General features: G+C 37.0%; 22 protein-coding genes. 12 read left to right on the forward strand and 10 right to left on the reverse strand.

All coding sequences use genetic code 11. The features are described 5' to 3' along the window. Window positions 1-35 precede the first annotated feature (35 nt). Window positions 36-197, reverse strand: coding sequence for a ribbon-helix-helix protein, CopG family (locus tag NMG88_RS04815; RefSeq protein WP_141292963.1), 162 nt, complete (start codon window positions 195-197; stop codon window positions 36-38). Window positions 198-603: 406 nt separating this feature from the next. Between NMG88_RS04815 and NMG88_RS04820 the strand changes: the two genes are divergently transcribed. Continuing rightward, window positions 604-1,266: a Uma2 family endonuclease gene (locus tag NMG88_RS04820; RefSeq protein WP_227350162.1), complete on the forward strand. Its 663-nt coding sequence runs from the start codon at window positions 604-606 to the stop codon at window positions 1,264-1,266. Window positions 1,267-1,290: 24 nt separating this feature from the next. Further along, complete coding sequence (locus NMG88_RS04825) at window positions 1,291-1,962, forward strand: Uma2 family endonuclease (protein ID WP_227366259.1); 672 nt, start codon at window positions 1,291-1,293, stop codon at window positions 1,960-1,962. A 44-nt stretch (window positions 1,963-2,006) separates the two neighbouring features. Here NMG88_RS04825 and NMG88_RS04830 read toward each other — a convergent pair whose 3' ends face one another. Continuing rightward, window positions 2,007-3,938 carry a heavy metal translocating P-type ATPase gene (locus tag NMG88_RS04830; protein WP_329604049.1) on the reverse strand — a complete coding sequence of 644 codons (1,932 nt, stop codon included), beginning with the start codon at window positions 3,936-3,938 and terminating at the stop codon, window positions 2,007-2,009. Between the two features lie 340 nt (window positions 3,939-4,278). Here NMG88_RS04830 and NMG88_RS04835 point away from each other — a divergent pair, with 340 nt between their 5' ends. From NMG88_RS04835 to NMG88_RS04855, 5 genes are all read left to right on the forward strand, one after another. Further along, window positions 4,279-5,229 (forward strand): metal ABC transporter solute-binding protein, Zn/Mn family, encoded by a 951-nt coding sequence (locus tag NMG88_RS04835; protein ID WP_227350164.1) that lies wholly within the window; start codon window positions 4,279-4,281, stop codon window positions 5,227-5,229. A gap of 19 nt (window positions 5,230-5,248) precedes the next feature. Continuing rightward, window positions 5,249-6,043 (forward strand): metal ABC transporter ATP-binding protein, encoded by a 795-nt coding sequence (locus NMG88_RS04840; protein WP_254035155.1) that lies wholly within the window; start codon window positions 5,249-5,251, stop codon window positions 6,041-6,043. A 195-nt stretch (window positions 6,044-6,238) separates the two neighbouring features. Next, the gene (locus NMG88_RS04845; protein WP_026794136.1) at window positions 6,239-6,580 is read left to right on the forward strand and encodes a XisI protein; all 342 of its coding nucleotides are present in this window, start codon (window positions 6,239-6,241) and stop codon (window positions 6,578-6,580) included. 43 nt (window positions 6,581-6,623) lie between these two features. Continuing rightward, complete coding sequence (locus NMG88_RS04850) at window positions 6,624-7,043, forward strand: XisH family protein (protein WP_026787231.1); 420 nt, start codon at window positions 6,624-6,626, stop codon at window positions 7,041-7,043. After that, the gene (locus NMG88_RS04855) at window positions 7,031-7,372 is read left to right on the forward strand and encodes a XisI protein (RefSeq protein ID WP_214559397.1); all 342 of its coding nucleotides are present in this window, start codon (window positions 7,031-7,033) and stop codon (window positions 7,370-7,372) included. The genes NMG88_RS04850 and NMG88_RS04855 overlap by 13 nt, the downstream gene beginning before the upstream one ends. Before the next feature lie 7 nt (window positions 7,373-7,379). Here the strand turns inward: NMG88_RS04855 and NMG88_RS04860 are convergent, their stop codons facing one another. Then, window positions 7,380-8,750 carry a helix-turn-helix domain-containing protein gene (locus NMG88_RS04860; RefSeq protein WP_254035156.1) on the reverse strand — a complete coding sequence of 457 codons (1,371 nt, stop codon included), beginning with the start codon at window positions 8,748-8,750 and terminating at the stop codon, window positions 7,380-7,382. A gap of 689 nt (window positions 8,751-9,439) precedes the next feature. Between NMG88_RS04860 and NMG88_RS04865 the strand changes: the two genes are divergently transcribed. Then, window positions 9,440-9,913 (forward strand): type II toxin-antitoxin system VapC family toxin, encoded by a 474-nt coding sequence (locus tag NMG88_RS04865; RefSeq protein WP_254035157.1) that lies wholly within the window; start codon window positions 9,440-9,442, stop codon window positions 9,911-9,913. Window positions 9,914-10,198: 285 nt separating this feature from the next. After that, window positions 10,199-10,555, forward strand: coding sequence for a hypothetical protein (locus NMG88_RS04875; protein ID WP_254035158.1), 357 nt, complete (start codon window positions 10,199-10,201; stop codon window positions 10,553-10,555). Window positions 10,556-10,691: 136 nt separating this feature from the next. On the opposite strand, the gene NMG88_RS04880 is transcribed toward NMG88_RS04875, so the two are convergent. Further along, on the reverse strand, window positions 10,692-10,874 hold the full coding sequence (locus tag NMG88_RS04880) for an addiction module protein (protein WP_042152302.1): 183 nt from the start codon (window positions 10,872-10,874) through the stop codon (window positions 10,692-10,694). Window positions 10,875-11,006: 132 nt separating this feature from the next. On the opposite strand from NMG88_RS04880, the gene NMG88_RS04885 reads away from it, so the two are divergent. The 3 genes from NMG88_RS04885 to secF all read left to right on the forward strand — a co-directional run bounded on the left by NMG88_RS04885 (window position 11,007) and on the right by secF (window position 14,587). After that, a complete protein-coding gene (locus NMG88_RS04885; RefSeq protein WP_042152305.1) occupies window positions 11,007-11,987 on the forward strand; it encodes an alpha-ketoacid dehydrogenase subunit beta in 981 nt (326 codons plus the stop codon). A gap of 117 nt (window positions 11,988-12,104) precedes the next feature. Continuing rightward, complete coding sequence (secD, locus tag NMG88_RS04890; RefSeq protein ID WP_214561183.1) at window positions 12,105-13,514, forward strand: protein translocase subunit SecD; 1,410 nt, start codon at window positions 12,105-12,107, stop codon at window positions 13,512-13,514. 104 nt (window positions 13,515-13,618) lie between these two features. Further along, window positions 13,619-14,587: a protein translocase subunit SecF gene (secF, locus tag NMG88_RS04895; RefSeq protein WP_254035159.1), complete on the forward strand. Its 969-nt coding sequence runs from the start codon at window positions 13,619-13,621 to the stop codon at window positions 14,585-14,587. Between the two features lie 124 nt (window positions 14,588-14,711). Here the strand turns inward: secF and aroH are convergent, their stop codons facing one another. From aroH to NMG88_RS04925, 6 genes are all read right to left on the reverse strand, one after another. Next, on the reverse strand, window positions 14,712-15,101 hold the full coding sequence (aroH, locus tag NMG88_RS04900; protein WP_026786505.1) for a chorismate mutase: 390 nt from the start codon (window positions 15,099-15,101) through the stop codon (window positions 14,712-14,714). Window positions 15,102-15,236: 135 nt separating this feature from the next. Further along, on the reverse strand, window positions 15,237-16,559 hold the full coding sequence (locus tag NMG88_RS04905; protein WP_042152312.1) for a TIGR03279 family radical SAM protein: 1,323 nt from the start codon (window positions 16,557-16,559) through the stop codon (window positions 15,237-15,239). A 144-nt stretch (window positions 16,560-16,703) separates the two neighbouring features. Continuing rightward, window positions 16,704-17,648: an undecaprenyl-diphosphate phosphatase gene (locus NMG88_RS04910; protein WP_227350168.1), complete on the reverse strand. Its 945-nt coding sequence runs from the start codon at window positions 17,646-17,648 to the stop codon at window positions 16,704-16,706. A gap of 21 nt (window positions 17,649-17,669) precedes the next feature. After that, window positions 17,670-18,332 (reverse strand): tRNA (adenosine(37)-N6)-threonylcarbamoyltransferase complex dimerization subunit type 1 TsaB, encoded by a 663-nt coding sequence (gene tsaB, locus NMG88_RS04915; protein WP_227350169.1) that lies wholly within the window; start codon window positions 18,330-18,332, stop codon window positions 17,670-17,672. 16 nt (window positions 18,333-18,348) lie between these two features. Next, window positions 18,349-20,082 carry a serine/threonine-protein kinase gene (locus tag NMG88_RS04920; protein WP_227350170.1) on the reverse strand — a complete coding sequence of 578 codons (1,734 nt, stop codon included), beginning with the start codon at window positions 20,080-20,082 and terminating at the stop codon, window positions 18,349-18,351. 142 nt (window positions 20,083-20,224) lie between these two features. Beyond that, window positions 20,225-20,476: a Ycf34 family protein gene (locus NMG88_RS04925; protein ID WP_042152323.1), complete on the reverse strand. Its 252-nt coding sequence runs from the start codon at window positions 20,474-20,476 to the stop codon at window positions 20,225-20,227. Between the last annotated feature and the right edge of the window lie 89 nt (window positions 20,477-20,565).

Consider the following 20,565-nt stretch of genomic DNA (forward strand, 5'->3'; position numbering starts at 1 on the left):
AGGCTTACAACAACCTCGCACAAAGCCCACGCACTTCAGTCGTGGGATGTAGTGCGACCCCCTTTAGGGGGTGTGAGGGTTTTAATGTAATCCCTAAGAACTTCAGCCATTGATAATCCTTCTGATTCAGCATGACTTTTGAGACGTTCATATTCTTTCTCGTTAACATTAAACTGAATTTTCTTTTCCCTTGACATACTCTATTTAAGACTCTATTATCAGAGTATAGCAAGGATGTTCCTCGCTTATCTGGTCAGATGTTCTGACCTCCTTAAAAACAAGTTGTCAATGGCGAGAAAAAGGCAACCACTGTGATTATCCCTATTGACTACAGAAAGCTCCGAAAAATCTTGGCAGAGCCAAAGACTGTAATAGTCGTAGCCGTCAATTGGGACGAGGTACTTGGCATTCCTCAGAGTCTCGTACTCTCCTCTAATATTGCTGTGAAGCAATTCTGGAAACAGTAGGGGGCAACTCCATGAATACCGAGCAATCGGGGCTAGACAGGAGAATCCCACGCGGTTCACCCGTGGGAGTGTCAAGCACCATCTTTAATTCTATGTTAAAATGGTATATACTTTGTTTCTCAGTTAGGATGAAACCATGACAACTCTAGTTTCTATTCCTGAATCTCCTCAAAAAACTCAATGGCAACCCGCTACTTGGGAGGATTATTTAGCTTATGTTAATAATCCCAATTTAGAAGAATTTAATATTAGTTTTAATCAAGGATATTTGTGGATTGATATGGGTAACGAAGGAATCAATCACGCTCGATTTAATGAATTATTAACTTTGATTTTTGGGTTTTGGTTTGCCCGTCAACCCGATCTGTTAGTTGATCTTTTAGGAGGATGTGTGATTGAAAAACCCAACCAACGGGCAGCCGCACCCGATAAAGTATTATATATTGGTGAAAATTCCCCCAAATGGCAAGAAGGAGAACCCCGCAGAATTAATTTAGAACAATGGCGAGTTCCTGATTTAGTTGGAGAAATTTCCGATACCACTTTAGCGATAGATTTAGATGAGAAAAAACAACTTTATGCTGGCTTAGGAGTTCCCGAATATTGGGTAATTGATATTAGAGGAAAACGGGCGATCGCCTTTCGTTTACAAGAGAATGGAAAGTATCAAGAAATCAATACTTCTATTGCTTTAAATGGATTGCCGATCGCTTTATTAGAATTAACCTTAGAACAATTAGAAAAAACCAATAATTTTAACGCCGCTTTCTGGTTTTCCCAACAAATTATTAATCTATAAAATCCCTAACAAAAAGATGAAACCATGACAACTTTAGTTTCTATTCCTGAATCTCCTCAAAAAACCCAAGGTCAACCTGCTACTTGGGAAGATTATTTAGCTTATGTTAATAATCCCAATTTAGAAGACTTTAATGTTAGTTTTAATCAAGGATATTTGTGGATTGATATGGGTAACGAAGGAATTAATCACTCTAATGTGAACGATTTGTTGAGTTTTTTATTATATATTTGGTTTTCTCGTGAACCTGGGATATTAGCAAACTCTTTTAGTGGATGTGTGATCGAAAAACCCAACCAACAGGCAGCCGCACCCGATAAAGTATTATATATTGGTGAAAATTCCCCCAAATGGCAAGAAGGAGAACCGCGCAGAATTAATTTAGAACAATGGCGAGTTCCTGATTTAGTTGGAGAAATTTCCGATACAACTTTAGCAATTGATTTAGATGAGAAAAAACAACTTTATGCTGGATTAGGAGTTCCCGAATATTGGGTAATTGATATTAGAGGAAAACGAGCGATCGCCTTTCGTTTACAAGAGAATGGCAAATATCAGGAAGTTAACACTTCTATTGCTTTAAATGGATTGCCGATCGCTTTATTAGAATTAACCTTAGAACAATTAGAAAAAACCAATAATTTTAACGCCGCTTTCTGGTTTTCCCAACAAATTGTTAATCTACAAAATCCCTAACAGAAACCGAGTTTCTTCAATAAAACAAGTTTCTGTTGGTTTCTCTAACTTTTTAATAACCGTAAACCACTTAATGTTACTAATAACATTGATCCTTCATGTCCGATTATCGCCGTGGGCATATTAATCAAACCGAAAAAATTAGATATTAATAATAATACCATAAACGAAAGGGAAAAAGCAATATTTTGTTTGATAACTCGATTAGCCCGATGACCTAATTTAATCGCTTTGAATATTTTTCCTAATTGCTCGGTCATTAACACAACATCTGCGGTTTCTAAGGCTACATCATTTCCCGCTCCACCCATGGCTATTCCCACATCAGCTAATCCTAAAGCTGGAGCATCATTAATCCCATCTCCCACCATTGCTACCCCTTGATACCGATTTTTCAATTGTCGAATAATGGTTAATTTATCCTCCGGTAATAAATTAGCATAAACCAGATCAATATTTAACTGTTTTGCCACACTATCGGCTGTTCTTTGATGATCTCCTGTTAACATTACCACTTGTTCAATGCCAAATTTTTTCAGATTTTTAATTAAGGTTTTTGCTTCTAAACGCACCGTATCTGTTACAGCAATTAATCCTAATGTTTGATGATTTTGTGTCACCCAAACCACGGTTTTACCATCGGTTTCTAAGTGGTCACTAATTTCTACCAATTCAGGACTAACATAAATATTATGTTGATGAATCCACTCTAGTTTCCCTACAAAAATCTGGTTATGATTCACTTCTCCAATAATCCCTTCCCCGATTTGAGTGGCGACATTAACTGCGGCAATTCTGGGAATATTTTTTTCCAGGGCAAATTGAGAAATTGCCTGTCCGATAGGATGTTCAGAAAGTGACTCTACCGCTAGGGCAACTCCTAATAATTCTGTATCTAATATACCTGCCACCGGAATGATATCAACAATATTTAATTTTCCCGTGGTTAAGGTTCCAGTTTTATCAAATGCGATCGCATTAATTCGGCAAATTTTTTCTAATTGCGCCCCATTTTTAAATAGGATTCCATATCTTGCCCCATTTGCTATTCCTGATAATAAGGTAGGCATAATTGATGCTAATAAAGCAGAGGGAGAGGCAACCACAAAAAAAACTAAAGCCCGATAAATGGCTGTTTCCCAATTCCAACCCAGGAATACGGGCGGTAAAATGGCTAATCCTATACCTGTTACAATAATAACTTTAATATAATTACGTTCAAATTTTTTCATAAATTGTTGAGAGGGAGATACCTCGGTTCTAGCTTGTTTAACTAACTGAATCATTCGATGAATTAAACTACTTTCAGGAGATTGATGAACCTTTAATTGTAGTACCCCATTTTCGTTTAATGTTCCGGCAAATACTTGATCACCAATGGTTTTATCGACCGAAATTGATTCTCCCGTAATTGCAGCTTGATTAATGGAACTATTTCCAGATATAATTATTCCATCCGTCGGAATTCGTTCCCCAGGCTTGACTAAAATAATAGCCCCAATTTTTAATTGATTAATTGGGATTTGTTGCTCCTGTTGATCGGTAATTACCCAAGCTGTATCCGAGGTTAATTGCATTAAATTTGTGATATTGCTTTCTGTTTGTTCCATCGCTATACTTTCTAAAGCACTACTCAAAGCAAAAATTAAAATTAGGATTCCACCATCTATGATTAAAAAATAATTTTGCTTCCAAATTCCTAAAGTCGCAGTCCCCAATGCTGCTACAATCATTAATAAATCAACATCAAATTGTTTGTCGTCTACAAGCGTCGTTAACCCATCTTTAGCAATGCCATAACCCCCAATAACATAAGCAATCGGTAGGGCTAAAAATGCTAACCCTAGCCAACCTATTTGTAAGCACACCCAACCTATAAATACTAAAACAGCACAAACTATCGTCGCCATCATTTCAGAATAGTGCTGCAAAAATGCCCGCACAGAAATTAGAGAATTAGAATGTTGAGTCATCATCAGAAAATACAAAATACTTTGTTTAGCATAAACCGCGACTAAGAATTTTGTACTGTAGATTTTGGATCAGTTGACTGTTGATAATTCAGCTTGGTCATTTAAGCACATCCAGGGTTCAACTCAGCATAAACCTGACGGTGAAGTCAAGTCTTTTCCCCTCTTGAGATGTTCCCTGCTATATCTCTTAACCTGATCGATTTTGGAAAAGACACCGCCACTAAAATCTACCCTCCTAGTCAAAAGTTTTGAAAACGATTATCATTATAGTTAAGCCCTCAAGATCCCTATGCTGGGACTGTGTTGGGCGGATGAGGTGCAAAACTACATTGAGGACATCAAGATGAGATTGTCGGTTGAAGCCCGAATAGTAATGCTGTTATGGGTTATGAGTATAATTAGTGGTTGTAACACCATTTCCACACCAAAAAATTCAGTTGAAAATAATTCTTCTGAAGCCAAACAAATAGTAAATGAAACTGTTAATAATGTTGTTGATATTACGGTTAGTATTATGCCCCAGAAATATTTTGTGGAAAAAATTGGGGGCAAGAATGTTAAAGTGAATGTTATGATTCCTCCTGGTGTTGATTTACATAATTATGAACCCAAACCTCAACAGTTACAATCTTTGAATGATGCTAAAGCTTATATTACCACGGGGATTGCTTTTGAAACCGCTTGGATAGATAGAATTAAAGCTGCTAATCAAAAAATGTTAATTATAGATTCAACTCAAGGGATTGAGAGAATTCCAATGGTAGAACATCACCATGAAGGAGCAGAAAATCATCAAGCAGAAGAAACTTTAGACCCTCATATTTGGTTATCTCCTAAATTAGTTAAAATTCAAGCTCAAAGTATTTATGCTGGCTTAGTCAAAATTGACCCAAAACGCCAAGCTGAATATCAAGCCAACCTAAATAATTTTATCACAGAACTTGACCAACTGGATCAACAAATTAGTCAGAAATTAACCCCGCTCAAAAACCGTAAATTTATCGTTTTTCATCCCGCTTGGGGATATTTTGCCAAGGATTATAACTTAGAACAGGAATCAATTGAAGTCGGGGGACAGGAACCTAGTGCAGCCGAGTTAGCTAAGTTAATTTCTGAAGCTAAACAAGAGAATATTAAGGTAATTTTTGCTCAACCAGAATTTAATCCCAGTTCTGCGGAAACCATAGCTAAAGAAATCGGGGGAAAAGTTATTTTTGTTAGTGATTTAGATGAAAATTGGTCTGATAATTTACTTCAAGTTTCTGAACTGTTATCACAAACTTTAAAACCATAAACTAATTTGATTTTTTACTATGATTTTACTTCCTAACTTTACATTTACATCCGTGAAAAATCCTCAAGAATTATCTCCAAAAAATTATCCAAAAAATGAAGTCATCCGCTTAAAAGAAGTCTGGGCGGGTTATGATTCCCATGAACCTATTTTAGAAGATATTAATTTAACGGTTAATGAATTAGATTTTATCGGATTAATTGGCCCTAATGGGGGAGGAAAAACCACATTAATTAAAGTGCTTTTAGGACTGCTAAAACCCTTAAACGGAGATGTAGAAATTATGGGTCATTCTGTTGCTAAAGGACGGCGTTATTTGGGTTATGTCCCTCAAATTTTAGAATTTGATCGCAATTTTCCTGTCCGGGTAGATGAAGTGGTAAGGATGGGACGGTTAGGAAATCGTCATTTATTTCAACCCTATACAAAAAAAGATGAAGAAATTGTGATTCAATCTTTAAAAAAAGTCGAAATGTTAGAATTAAAAAATCGCGCCATTGGCGAACTTTCGGGGGGACAACGACAACGGGTTTTTATTGCTAGAGCTTTAGCCAGTGAACCCCGGGTTTTACTCCTTGATGAACCTACCGCTAATATTGACCCCAAAATGTGCGCGAATATCTATGAGTTATTGTTAAAATTAAATGAATATATGACAATTGTAATGATTACCCATGATATTAATACCATGTCTTCCTATGTCAAAACCATTGGCTGTTTGAATCGACGCTTACACTATCATGGAGAACAACAAATTACCCAAAAAATGTTAGAACAAACCTATAACAAGTCATTGGAGCAGACAGGGTTGTGATATTTTGGTTGAAAGCGAAAGTTATTTCCTGCCACTCAATAGGAACGTTAGAGGGAAATTGAGGTGCGATGGTTGTTTTAAGGGGAGTTGGTGGTGCGATCGCTTATTATGAGGTATTTTTGGTTAGTATTATTATTGGGGGGATCTTTATGGCTCACCTACTCAATTAAAAAATTACAAGGAGGAAATTTTACAATGGCTCAATTAGAAAAATACCGTAATTCTATTAAAAAGGTATTAACAGAATATCACAAATGGGTTTCAGGTTCAGCTAATTTAGATCAAGAGAGTTGTCTGGTTTTTGATGAAATACATGATCAATATTTTTGGCTGTTTATGGGTTGGGAAGGCAAGAAAAAAATCAGAAATATTCAGGTTCATATTCGCATTAAAAATGATAAAATTTATATTGAGGAAGATTGGACAGAGGAAGGTATTGCTAATGAGTTATTAACCGAAGGTGTACCAAAAGAGGATATTGTGTTAGCATTTCATGATCCTGAAAGTCGTAAATTTACAGAGTTTGCTGTGGTTTAATAGTTTTTGTTTATAATGGTAGAATTAGTGACAAAGGAGGACAATGCCAGCAAAAGATATTTACCATGAAGCAGTTAAAAACGCTCTAATTAAGGATGGTTGGACGATTACAGCCGATCCCTATCCTCTGGAATATGAGGATGTTGAACTTTATCCTGATTTAGCAGTAGAAAAGGTCATTTCAGAAGAACAAAAACAACGTAAAATTATTATTGAGATTAAAAGTTTTATTAGTTCTTCATTAATGAAAGATTTTGAATTAGCTTTAGGACAATATATACTGTATCGTGATTTAATTCAATTGGCTCAAGATGAATACCAAGAAATTTACTTAGCGATTAAAGATGAAATTTATGACACTTTTTTTCAAAGAAAATCAATTAAAGCTGTGGTAAAATTAAATCAAGTTGCTTTACTTGTTATTAATACGGATAAGGAGGAAATAGTACAATGGATAAATTAACTAATTATCGTCAAACTATTAAGAAGATATTAACAGAACATGATTATCTTGCTAATCGTTCATCTAAGAAAAAATATGAAACTTGTTTAGTTTTTGATGAAACTCATGATCATTATTTATGGATGTCTGTAGATTGGGTTAATCAAAAAAGAATTAATAATACTCATGTTCATATTCGCATTAAAAATGATAAAATTTATATTGAGGAAGATTGGACAGAGGAAGGTATTGCTAATGAATTATTAACCGAAGGTGTACCCAAAGAGGATATTGTGTTAGCATTTCATGATCCTGAAACTCGTAAATTAACTGAGTTTGCTATTGCTTAAATTACTATCAATCTTTACAGCAATTTCTTACATATTCCCTAAAAACTGGAGACAATATAAACATAATTTTGTCTTCTGTAATTTTCATTAGTAAATATCTATTTTGTAAAGATTCTAAACTATTAATTAAATCTGTTGAAGACAAGTCTAAACTTGTTTTTAATTCTTCTCTGGATAAAAATTGTTCAGAATTACTTAATTTGATCACAATTTTTTGTTCTATGAGTGATAATCCCTTAAATAATAATTGTAAATTAGTTTGTATATCCTTAGTAATAATTAATTCATTTTCCGCTAAAAAATCACTGACATAACCATTAAAAACACTTCTAATTGAGTTAGCAATGGTTTTAAGATAAAAAGGATTACCTTCATATAAATTGATTAAATTTGACCAACGATCCTCATCCTTTAATCCGGTATTTTTGAGAATATTGACATCAGATAATCCTGATAAATCCAAACACTTAATCGGATATAATTCTTCATCTAAACTTTCCATGTCTTGGCATTTTTCTTGACTAATTACAATAACATGACTGTGGTGTTCAGTTGTCATGATTTTCTTAAAAAAGTCTTGGTAATCTTGATATTCTGGTTTATACTGTCCGGCAAATGCACCGCTCATAAAAATATTTTGTAGATCATCAAGAATAATCAGGCATCGTTTCTCTGTGAAAATTTCAAATAACTGTTTTTGTTTATGATTGGTATTAGTCTTAATTTCTTTTTCATGAATATTGAGTATGTCATCAATCAATAATTCTAAGGGTTCAGAATATTTTAAACTTCTCCAAATAATTACTTGAAACTGATCTGAGTTTAAATCAATAAATTTTCTAACTAAGTGGCTTTTACCTATGCCTGATAAACCTAAAACGGAGATTAAACGAGTATTTTGATCGAAAATCCAGTTAGAGAGTTTTTCTAATTCAGGTTCTCTATTGTAAAACTGAAGTATTGTGGGAGCAAGGATTAAATCGTAATAGGATGATCCAGATTGATTAATCTTTGAATTATTTTGATGATTTTCTTTTGAAGAAAATACAATTTGTGGACTATAATTAAAACTATGATTAGTGCCAGTAACATGGCAAATATGTTGGTTTTGAGAAGACTTAATATATACTCGTTCTAATGTTGAACGAAAATTAGATTTATGGACATCTTCACCTAATCTTTCTGATAAAATTTGCCATAATTTATAACCTATATCTCTAACATGACGCTCGCTACGATTAGATTCATCAGCTATTGCCTCGTATGTTTTACCATCCCAAACACCCTTAATTACTATTTCCTGGGAATCATCTAAATGTTTACCTGTTTGCTCAAAAAACAACTGATCTGCAAATTGTAGAACTTCTGTTACATTCATATAATTCAGCTAGACTAATAGATTGGGCAATTATAACATAGTTTATCTTCGTCATTTTCCGTCATTATCTGATCTTTTGTAAATTTTCTGTAATAAAAGTCCAGTCATTATCTGATTTTTTCGTATAGATCGCTTATAGTTTTAGGATTAGAATAGAAAAAGTTTTTTCAAAGAGGTTAATTATTATGGGTTGGTAAAACAGAAGTTAAAACAACTAAGCAAGAGTAAGATTTATCTTTCGTGAATCGTGCTACTTATCAAAGTTGTAGTTAGTATTTAATAAAAATCACAGCTATGATTAATTCAATATTTTTTGAAGATCATAGTTGTGATTCAAAAAATAATCACTGAAAATTAGAAATATTTTTTATGAGAAATCAAACTTATCAAGGAATATTGTCAGATTGAATAATTGCTATCATTGATCAAATTAATTAATTTAGTTTTTAAATCGTCTTACAGGAATAGATCGATAATTATTAAGGTGTTTTTGGTTAGTATTATTATTGGGGGGTCTTTATGGCTCACCTACTCAATTACAAAATTACAAGGAGGAGATTTTACAATATCAGGATTATTTGAGTGCCTTTTGGTATCGCCCTACCAATTAAGCCATAGTAGTCTGATGTGGATAATCTACAGTTTTGGGCAGCTTGGGATAAAATACAGATCCCACTAACACATTTCAAATGAGGGAAACTGTCTACATCGAAACTAGCGTGGTTGGTTACTTAACAGCCAGACCCAGCAATAACTTGATCCTCATGGCAAACTTGGGGATTACACAAGAGTGGTGGGACACACGCCGAGAGCAATTTACCCTTTACATCTCCCAAATGGTTTTGGACGAAGTTTCGCGGGGAGATGCAGAGATGGCAAATAGGCGACTTGAGATTTTACGTGATTTTCCATTACTGGAAGTTAACCAAGATGTTCAAAATCTGGCAGCCCAGTTTCTCACCAAAAGTAATCTTCCCGCTAAAGCTTCTGATGATGCGCTTCATATTGCAGTCGCAACATTTTATGCAATTGACTATCTTTTAACCTGGAACTGCAAACATATTGCCAACGCTCAAATACAAAAGAAACTCGCACAATTAAGTATGGAAGCAGGATACGAGTTGCCAACGATTTGTACACCTAATGAACTAATGGGAGATTAATTATGTGGAAAGATGAAGTTCTCGAGGAGATTTACAGAATACGTGAAGAACACGCAAAGTCCTTTAACTATGATTTGCAAGCAATTTGCAATGATATTCGTAAAAAACAATCCAATAGCGGTAGACGAATTATTTCAGCCCCACTCAAACCTCGCAATCAGCCGCATAACAAATCATTGCAGCCGACCTCAAGCGAGATTATCTGATGGAAAGTGTAGGTAAACGGTCTAAAATAGGCTCTGAGACTGACGAAGCTAAATCAGATAGAATAGGGTGATATCTCTATTGCCTGGAATCATGACTGAACTACTCAAGCAAGTCATTGCAGAAATCCAAGAACTTCCTGCCGACCAGCAAGATGCGATCGCATCGCGTCTCATGGCTGAACTGAAAGACGAACAGAGATGGACAAAGTATTTTGAATCAACCACTGACGAGCAGTGGGATCGATTAGCTGACATGGTTCGGCAGGAAATCTCAGACGGTGACACCGTTGCGATCGCGGAAAAAATTTCAGCATTGATGACAGAAAATTATCTCCAAGAAAGAGCAAAAAGAGGCAGTCGGGCAAAGTATGAAGCAATTTTGGCAAAAGTTCCCGATGTGAAGCCAGAAACTTATGATATCATACTCACTGTCTAACACTGCTTTGGAACCGACCGTTCAAGGTTCTGTAAAAGCTAACATTTGACTGCGGCAACTCAACTTAACCGTTTGGGGGAAATTGAGGCGCGATCGCTTTTTTGGGGAGTTTGGGGTGCGATCGCTTTATTATTATTTACCTACATTTAAAAAACGCTAATTGCTCACCTGCTAAACGCCGATCTAATTCCTTTTTATGAGATTGAGTTAAAGGAATTTGATCAGCGTCAATAACAACACTATTCCAAATATCTTCTATTAATTGAAGTTTTTCGTGAATAGTTAGGGGCAAAATTTGTTCAGATAATAGACTATTCATAAATCAAACAATGTAACTTGATAATCTTTACTTAGCTTAACTTATTTTTACCATTTTGTGTCATTTTAATGATTTGAACTCAATCTTTTGGTAAGATTATCTGTGATCCACGCTCGCTTATCAACAATTGCAATGGCACCAACCCTACTTTTTAACGCCCTGAAACAAGCAACCGATGAAGAAATGGCTCGTGACCCCAGAGTGTTCGTGTTGGGGGAAGATGTGGGTCAATATGGCGGTTCCTATAAAGTTACTAAGGATCTTTATGAAAAATACGGGGAATTACGGGTTTTAGATACTCCGATTGCCGAAAATAGTTTTACAGGAATGGCTGTTGGTGCTGCCATGACTGGGTTGCGGCCGATTATTGAAGGCATGAATATGGGATTTTTGTTACTCGCCTTCAACCAAATTGCTAACAACGGCGGAATGCTGCGCTATACTTCCGGGGGAAATTTTAAAATGCCCCTGGTGATTCGTGGCCCTGGAGGTGTGGGCCGTCAACTGGGGGCGGAACACTCCCAACGCTTAGAATCCTATTTCCAGTCTGTTCCCGGCTTAAAAATGGTCGCCTGTTCGACTCCCTATAATGCTAAGGGATTAATGAAAGCGGCGATTAGAGATGATAACCCGGTGCTATTTTTTGAGCACGTTCTGTTATACAACCTCAAGGAAGAAATCCCCGACGAGGAATATATTGTTCCTATTGATAAGGCGGAAATAGTCAGACGGGGGAAAGATGTAACAATTCTGACCTATTCTCGGATGCGCCATCATGTCATGCAAGCGGTTCCTACTCTGGTCAAACAGGGTTATGATCCAGAAGTGATTGATTTAATTTCTCTTAAACCTCTCGATTTTGACACGATTGGGGAATCTATTCGCAAAACCCATCGGGTAGTTATCGTGGAAGAATGTATGAAAACCGGGGGACTGGGGGCGGAAATTACGGCTTCAATTAATGATCGTCTATTTGATGAATTGGATGCACCTGTATTAAGATTGGCGTCTCAAGATATTCCTACACCTTATAACGGTGCTTTAGAACGACTGACTATTGTGCAACCGGAACAAATTGTTGAGGGAGTTAAATCAATTATCAGTTATCAGTAATCAGTGATCAGTGCAAGAGTTAAAAGTTAAGAGTTACTCAACTGTTCACTGTTCAATGATTACTGTTACGGGCGAGGAGACCTCGCCCCTAGGATTGATTACTAATTATTGATAAAAATGCGAAAACAACGTTCGGCTTTAATTCTGATTTTGGTGATGGTGATCGGCTCTATTATTGTGTTAACTAATGTTCCCTTTCGATTGGGTTTAGATTTACGGGGAGGTTCCCAGCTTACTGTTCAATTAAAACCTTCGGAAGCGGTTCCTGTGATTGATGAACGGGTTTTGACCTCGGTTCAAAGTGTGATTGAAAATCGGGTGAATGAACTGGGGGTATCGGAATCTGTGGTACAAACGGTGGGAGAGAATCAGATTATCGTGCAGTTACCTGGGGTGAATGACCCAGGGGAAGCCGAACGAGTCTTAGGAGGAACGGCGCAGTTAGATTTCCGGGAACAAAAATCGGGAACTGAACAACAGTTAGCTGTGGAATTTCAAGTCCAACAGGGAATTAAACAACAAATTGAAGCTGCTAAAAAACAGGGAAATTCTAAAGATTTAGCCGCTGCCATAGAATCTTTAAATAGAAGTAATGATGCGATTTCTCAACTCTATAATAGTCCTCTTTTGAGGGGTCAAGATTTAAAAGACGCCTATCCTGAACCCGTACAAGGAGGAGGGAACTGGAATATTGGTTTAGTTTTTAGTTCTGAAGGGGGGGACAAGTTCGCTGAACTGACTAAAAATTTAGCGGGAACTGGTCGAACTATTGGGATTTTTCTGGATAATAGTTTATTAAGTTCTCCGTCGGTTCCGGTGGATTTTGCGGATACGGGAATTGTCGGGGGTCGGGCAGTAATTACGGGCAGATTTAGCGCCGAAGAAGCTAGTTCTTTGGCCGTACAATTGCGCGGGGGAGCTTTACCTGTTCCGGTGGAAATTGTGGAAAACCGCACCGTTGGGGCTACCCTGGGACGGGATAGTATTCAACGTAGTATTTACGCTGGGGTGACGGGTTTAATTCTAGTCCTGATTTTCATGATTGTTTATTATCGCTTACCCGGATTAATTGCGGATTTTTCTTTAATTATTTACGCCTTATTAAGTTTAGCCCTATTTAATTTATTGGGTGTAACTTTGACCTTACCAGGAATTGCGGGATTTATTCTAAGTATTGGGATGGCGGTGGATGCTAATGTTTTAATCTTTGAACGCACCCGTGAGGAATTGAGGGCGGGAAAAACCTTATATCGTTCTGTGGAATCGGGTTTTTATCGGGCATTTGGTAGTATTTTAGATGGTAACGTGACAACAGTTATTGCTTGTGTTGCCCTGTTTTGGTTCGGAACCGGGTTAGTCAAAGGTTTTGCTTTAACATTGGGATTAGGGGTGGTGGTGAGTATGTTTACTGCTATTACTTGTAGTCGTAGTTTCCTATTTATAGCTATTGATTTCCCAGAGTTAAGAAAACCCGAATTGTTTTGTCCAAATTTGAAAAAGAATTTATCAGTAATCAGTAGTCAGTAATCAGTTATTAGATTACTCTGACGGGCGAGAAAACCTCGTCCCTACAACTGATTACTGATTACTCTTAAACTGATAACTGATAACTGATAACTGATAACTGATTTATGGCTTTTAGTGTTATTAAACAACGCAACTTATGGTGGGCGATTTCCAGTGCGATTATTCTAGCGGGAATTATCGCCATGGGGATTTCTTGGAGTCGGCCAGATATTGGCGCTCCGTTACGTCCGGCCTTGGATTTTGTGGGTGGAACTCGTCTACAATTAGAACTAGATTGTTCGGTTCCGAATAATTGTGACGGCCCGATTGATATTGCTCAAGTTCGGGAAGTTTTAGCAAGTCAAGGTTTAGCAAATAGTTCGATTCAACTGTTAGATAAAGATTCGGGTAAAAAAGATAAACAAATTGTTTCAATTCGCACGAAAACTTTAAATGTTGAAGAAAGAACAAATTTACAATCGGCTTTAAGTCAAAAAATCGGAGCCTTTGACCCGAAAGGAATTCAAATTGATACCGTTGGCCCCACGGTAGGTCGTCAAATTTTTATCTCGGGATTAACGGCTTTATTACTATCTTTTGCCGGAATTACGGTTTATTTAACCTTTCGGTTTAAGTTTGATTATGCCTTTTTTGCCTTTGTTGCTTTATTCCATGATGTTCTGATTACCGTGGGAATTTTTTCAATTTTAGGCTTAGTTTTAGGGGTAGAAGTTGATAGCTTATTTCTGGTTTCTCTCTTGACAATTGTGGGATTTTCTGTTAACGATACGGTGGTGATTTATGACCGGGTTCGGGAAGTGATTGCCCGAAATCCTGATCTGCATATTAATCAAGTGGTTGATGATGCCGTAGACCAAACTTTAACCCGGTCTATTAATACTACTTTAACCACTCTATTGCCCTTAACTTGTATTTTCTTGTTTGGTGGTGATACCCTTAAATATTTTGCTTTAGCCTTATTAGTGGGATTTATTGCTGGAGCTTATTCTAGTATTTTTATTGCTAGTACCATGTTAGCTTGGTGGCGCGATCGCAAATCCGATCCAGTTACCTTAGCTACTGAAAAAGAATAAATTGATGATTCTTTTCCCAGTATCATTGTCATGCTATTAATATTAGCTTTAAGAAGGGATAGGGAATAGAAAATAAGGGATAAAACACTTTACCATTTCCCATTGCCTATTCCCTATAGCCTATTTAAGAAGAATGAATTGGGCTTAAATTCCAGTCGGGACGGAGGTTTTCTGCACCTCTTAAATAGGGGTGATAAACTTGGGTTTTATCGCTGGATAAGTTAACATGAACTAAGAAGCGAATACATTTTTCTAAACTGCCTGCGACGTGCATTTGTTGAACATCTAATAAAGGAACATTGTGCCAAAGAGGACGTTCCCTGGCAATGGCAGCGGGAAAAATTACATCTAAATCTTTAGTAACAGAAAACGTCATACTAATAATTTCATTAGGATCAAGTTGGTTGCGGGTTTCCAATTCGTCTAATAATTCTATGACCGCTTCTCGAATGGCGGTAACTGAATTTTCTGAAACCGTCGTTGCGCCACGAATTGCTCGAACTCGCCAGTTCACAAATAGAATCCTCCGCGATTAAAATATTGATTTCTCCCAGTTTAGCAATACCAGGAGACAAGAAGAAAATTTCAACCCAATTCTTTTTGTTTAAAATGGTCTAGGGTCAAACGGATTAATTTTCGTTTCTATCGGTTAATCCCCCATGGCCGTTGAGAGCAATTCCTGAACATTACTGACGGGAAAAATGGGAATTTGCAGTTGTTCAGCGAGTTCTGCCACGGTCATATCATCGAGAAATATGGCTTCTCCCTGTTTGAGCATCACTGAGGGTAATAAAATTCCATCTCCTAATATTTTTCCGGTTAATTTTTGTCGTAAATCCTGTCCGGTTAATAGACCAGTTACGGTGATTTCTTGACCCCAATATTGACTAGCTAAGGCAACTAAATTTACCGTTAGTCCTGAAATTTCATTTAAGGATTTTACCAGAGGTTGAAAGGCTTTTTCCACCGCATTTCCCACCACCCAAGTAAATTGACGGGGGGTAGAACAAGATTGAATTGGATAGTCTTTTACCGTTTGTTCAAATTCTTTGATAAATTTGCGAATCGAACCCACACCATTACCAATTTGAGGATAATCTTGATAATGGGATTCGGGGGGTAATTCTGCCCCGGCAATTAAAAAGAGTTCATCGGCAATCCAAACACAGGTTGACCCTAATTCCTGTTGAAATTTTTGTTGTAAACTCTGAACTTGGGTAATAATTTCTTGGGCTTTTTCTGGAGTAACAGGAATTAATTCATCTTGATTTGGACGAAAGCGAGTTAACCCCACGGGAACCACGGCAACGGAGGCAACGGTGGGGATTCTTCCGCGATGAAATTGGGCTAAATCTAAAATCGTTTTTTCGAGGTGTTTTCCATCATTCATTCCGGGGCAAACGACGACTTGAGCATGAATTTGTAAGCGATTTTTTTTAAACCATTTGAGTTGATCTAAAATCTGTCCTGCCCGGTTATTTTTTAATAACTTAATTCTGATCTCTGGTTCGGTGGCATGAACGGAAACGTACAGGGGAGAAAGGCGCATTTGAGCAATTCTATCCCATTCTTTTGGCGATAAATTAGTTAAGGTTAAATAGGAACCATAGAGAAAACTCAGGCGATAATCGTCATCTTTTAAATATAGTGTTTCCCGTTTTCCTGGGGGTTGTTGATCGATAAAACAAAAGGGACAGCGATTATTACATTGAATTAATCTATCAAATAAAGCGGATTGAAATTCTAATCCTAAATTCTGATCATAGTCTTTTTCTATTTCGATTTTATGGGTTTTTCCTTGGGTATCTAATACTTCTAATTCTAAAAATTCATCGGCACACAAAAATTGATAATCAATTAAATCACGGGGTTGTTGTCCGTTGATGGAAATAATGGCATCTCCGGCTTCAAAGCCAATTTCTGCGGCGATGGAATCGGGTAATACGGTGGTAATTTTAGCGGGATTAATCATATAGTAGGGAACAGGGAACAGGGAATGGGTAATGGGTAATAGGGAAGAACAGATTTTATTGTTTGTTAGTTTGTGTTCTAAATGTTAAGGGAGACTGCTATACAAGAGAGACGCGCCGTGGCTCGTCTCTACGGGATGATGATTCTAAATATTGTTTAATACACCTCCCCAAAGGGCGGTTAAAATGGCAACTCCAAAGGCGAGACGATACCAAACAAAAATCCAAGTGCTTTTGCTTTGTAAATACCGAATTAACCAAGCAATTGATAGATAGGAAAAAATCGTGGCGGAAATTAAACCCACCAAAAGAGGAAAGATTTGTATATTTCCAATGCCATCAACCAACACCGCTTTTAATTCTACAATTCCGGCTAAGGTAATGGCTGGTATTCCTAATAAAAACGAAAATCTGGCAGCGGTTGCCCGTTCCAAACCCAAGAATAATCCGGCGGTAATGGTAGAACCCGAACGAGATACCCCGGGAATTAAGGCTAAGGTTTGTGCTAATCCCATTAATATTCCATCTCGCGGTGTTAGATGTTCAAAATTGCGCTTTCTGGTGCCTATTTTTTCTGCTAATCCTAATAAAAATGCCATCACAATAGAAGCAGTAGCAATCACTTCCATACTCCGCAGGGGAGAGTTATCATAATCGGGAATAAAGATTTTAATTAAAAGTCCAAAAAACACAATTGGAATTGTACCCAAACCAATGCCCAAAGCTAAACGAAAGTCTACGGAATCATAATCTTTTTTTTGAATTGCTCGCCATGAGCCTGTAACAACTTGAGTTAAATCTTGCCAAAAAAACCAAACCACCGCCGCAATACTGCCTAACTGAATAATCGCCGTAAATTCAATACCCGGATCTCCCCAACCTAAGATCACGGGAATTACTTTTAAATGGGCGGTACTGCTAATGGGTAAAAATTCCGTTAATCCTTGAATTAATCCCAAAAAAAACGCCTGTAAGATATTGATTTGGGTGGCTACTTCTGGAACGGGTGGAGCTTGAATTAGGAGATTGTTTATGGCTAAGTTACGGAATAAATCAGTCAAATACTCAGAGGAATCAATTATGCTCAACATGACATTTTTCCAGAATTTTTTTTAGAGGTCTACGGGATGTTGTCCGTAATAGGGTAGAGCTTCTGACCAATGGGGTTGTTTTCCTGATTTCCAATCTAAATACCCTAATTCTAGTAATTGGATTGCAGTTTCTCCTAACCCTGATTCTATCTGCACCCGATGATAGGAATTGTCATAAGAGGCTAAGGTTTGTTCCCACTGTTTAGGGGACATAACCTGATCGGTTAATAGGGGAACTAAACCAGAATCGTTTTCTCTATTTTTACCATAAATTGCTACAAAAAGTTGACCTCTTTGCGCCCGCATTTCTAAGGCAATGACTGAATGTTTATCTTGATTTTGTATCAAGTTAAGCTGTTCTTTTTGAGCGATCGCTGCTAAACTAGAAATCGCAAAAACTGGAATTTTCAACTGTTGGGCTAGGGTGCGGGCCGTAACTACCCCAATCCGAGTTCCGGTAAAACTTCCTGGCCCTTTAGCCACCGCAATCCATCCCAAATCTAACCAAGTTTGAGGCTGAATAAACTCTAACAAATACTGGTGTAGTTGGGTAGATAAATCCCGTCCTAACCCCCAGGATTGACAGCGTTTAACATCCTTAAAATTACTGATGGCTAATCCCAAATCAGGACTACTGGTATGGATAGCTAAACCGTAACTGGGTTGGGAGGAAATAGATGGCACGTTGTTTAAACTTAGGTTAAGAGGAATGACGGGAAAAGAAAATAGGCATGGACATAAATAAGCCCGCTAAGATTATACCAAAAGATCCGTGCACCCAAATTCTTAAGTCTAACCGACCAAACACTAAAAACAAAGTAGTGATCGTAATAAATAGTTGATTGAGATTCAGGGGATGGGTACGATTAACCTGATATTTAACCCACCAAAATCCTGCCGCAATTAATAACGAAATGATAGGTTTTAAGATAATAATTTTATCGGTAAAAATAAAAACAATCATTGCCATCATTAAGGTATCCATCCAAAATTCTCGCCTTTGAATTTGGTCAATCCAAAATAAGGGAGATTTGAGTTGGGATAATTTATATTTAAACAGTGCAATATTATTTTTAAATCTAATAACTTTATTCTGAAACTTAGTTTTTTTGTCTACTTTTAACCAAAATTTCCATTCAGGAATACCACGATTATTGACTCGTCCCAAAAGTTTAACTTTCTCAATATTATTTAGTTGAAAATTAGTCAATTCATAACCAATAATAGGGACTAATTTTTGATAATTAATCTCTTTATATTGATCTCTATTTAAAACAATCGTTAACTGATTAATCTGGGTTTTATTCACCTGTACTTGAACAATTCCATCGGGTTCTAAACGCTTTTTAATTGCCTCTTGAATTTGAGTGATTTTATCAATAAATTTTGCTGAAGGAATTTCGGCTATTTCAGGGGTTTTATCAACAGGAACCGCAGGAGAAGGGTTAATTAATTCCGGCTGTTCTAATAAAGGTTTAAACCCAATTTCAGGATTAATTGTTAATCCGGGCATCGGCTGCACATAATCTGGTTTGGGATTAATTTGTTGTAATATTGCTGCCGCCGAATGGTAACGGTGACGGGTTGCACCGTGCAACATTTTATCTAAAATAGAACCTAATTGATCACTAACCGGAGTTTTCAAATAATCTCGCCAAACCCAATTTCCTTCCGCACTATCAAACAAATCAAAGGGCGGAACATCTGTCAGTAAATGAATACAAGTCACTCCTAAACTATATAAATCACTGGCAAAAACCGCTTTTCCCATTAATTGTTCGGGGGCGGTATAGGCGGCACTGCCAATTACAGTTCCAGTTTTTGGCAACATTCCTCCGGTGACTAATTTAGCTGCCCCAAAATCGACTAAAACTAGATTTCCAGTAGTTTTTTTACCATTAAACCGACGAATAATATTTTCAGGTTTAATATCTCTATGAATAACTTTATGCTCTTGAATAAACTGTAAAACTGGCAATAAATCTTTTAAAATAACCATAATTTGTTCTTGATCAAAGGCTCCTTTTTCTTGCAACTCCTGAGCTAAATTTTTACCTTCTATAAACTCTTGAACTAAATATTGATAGCCTTCTTGTTGAAAATAACCTAAACCCTGGGGAATTTGGGGATGCTGTCCCAAGGTTTGTAATCGTTCGGCTTCCTGTTGAAATAGTTCTGTAGATTTTGCCGTATTTCTACTTTGGGGGAAAAATTGCTTAATTACACAATCGAAGGTTCCGGTTTGACTCTGATCAACCGCTAAAAATGTCCGACCAAATCCCCCCTGTCCAATTAATTTTATCCCTCGATAAATAACCGATTCACCCTGATCAGACACAGAATTAAGTAACAATTTAGATCCACAATCCTGACAAAATTTGCCATCATCAGAATTCTGTGGATTAGAACAATTGGGATTAAAACAATAACTCATTTACTTTACATGAAAGTTTGACTTGATTTGAAAACCCCTGTTTTTTACCGAGGTTAGATCCCCCTAAATCCCCCTTAATAAGGGGGACTTTGATCTCTAATTCCCCCCTTTTTAAGGGGGGCTAGGGGGGATCAAAGACTGATTAAGTCGGAATTAATTCCCCAGGTCTTAATTTCGCCCATTTACCATTTTCTGCTGTAAAACTCAGACATCCGACTACATCCCATTCTATTTCAATATCCTGTTGATTTGGGGTACGAATATTGACGTTAATGGTGGGTTCGGTCGGTTCAAAGCTGGGATTTTCAGTCAAATGACGTTCTTGATGCTGGATTTCTACTGCGTGGTAGGTGGTGCAGTCATCAACATAATAACAATTCACACAAATACACATAATTTTCTCCTCTGTATTTGTCCAGGGCGGAAACAATTGCCCATCCCTTTGATGTTAATTTAACTTAGGTAGCCTGAAACTGGCTGGAT

It is taken from the genome of Planktothrix agardhii (assembly GCF_904830935.1).
Classification (GTDB): Bacteria; Cyanobacteriota; Cyanobacteriia; order Cyanobacteriales; family Microcoleaceae; genus Planktothrix; species Planktothrix agardhii.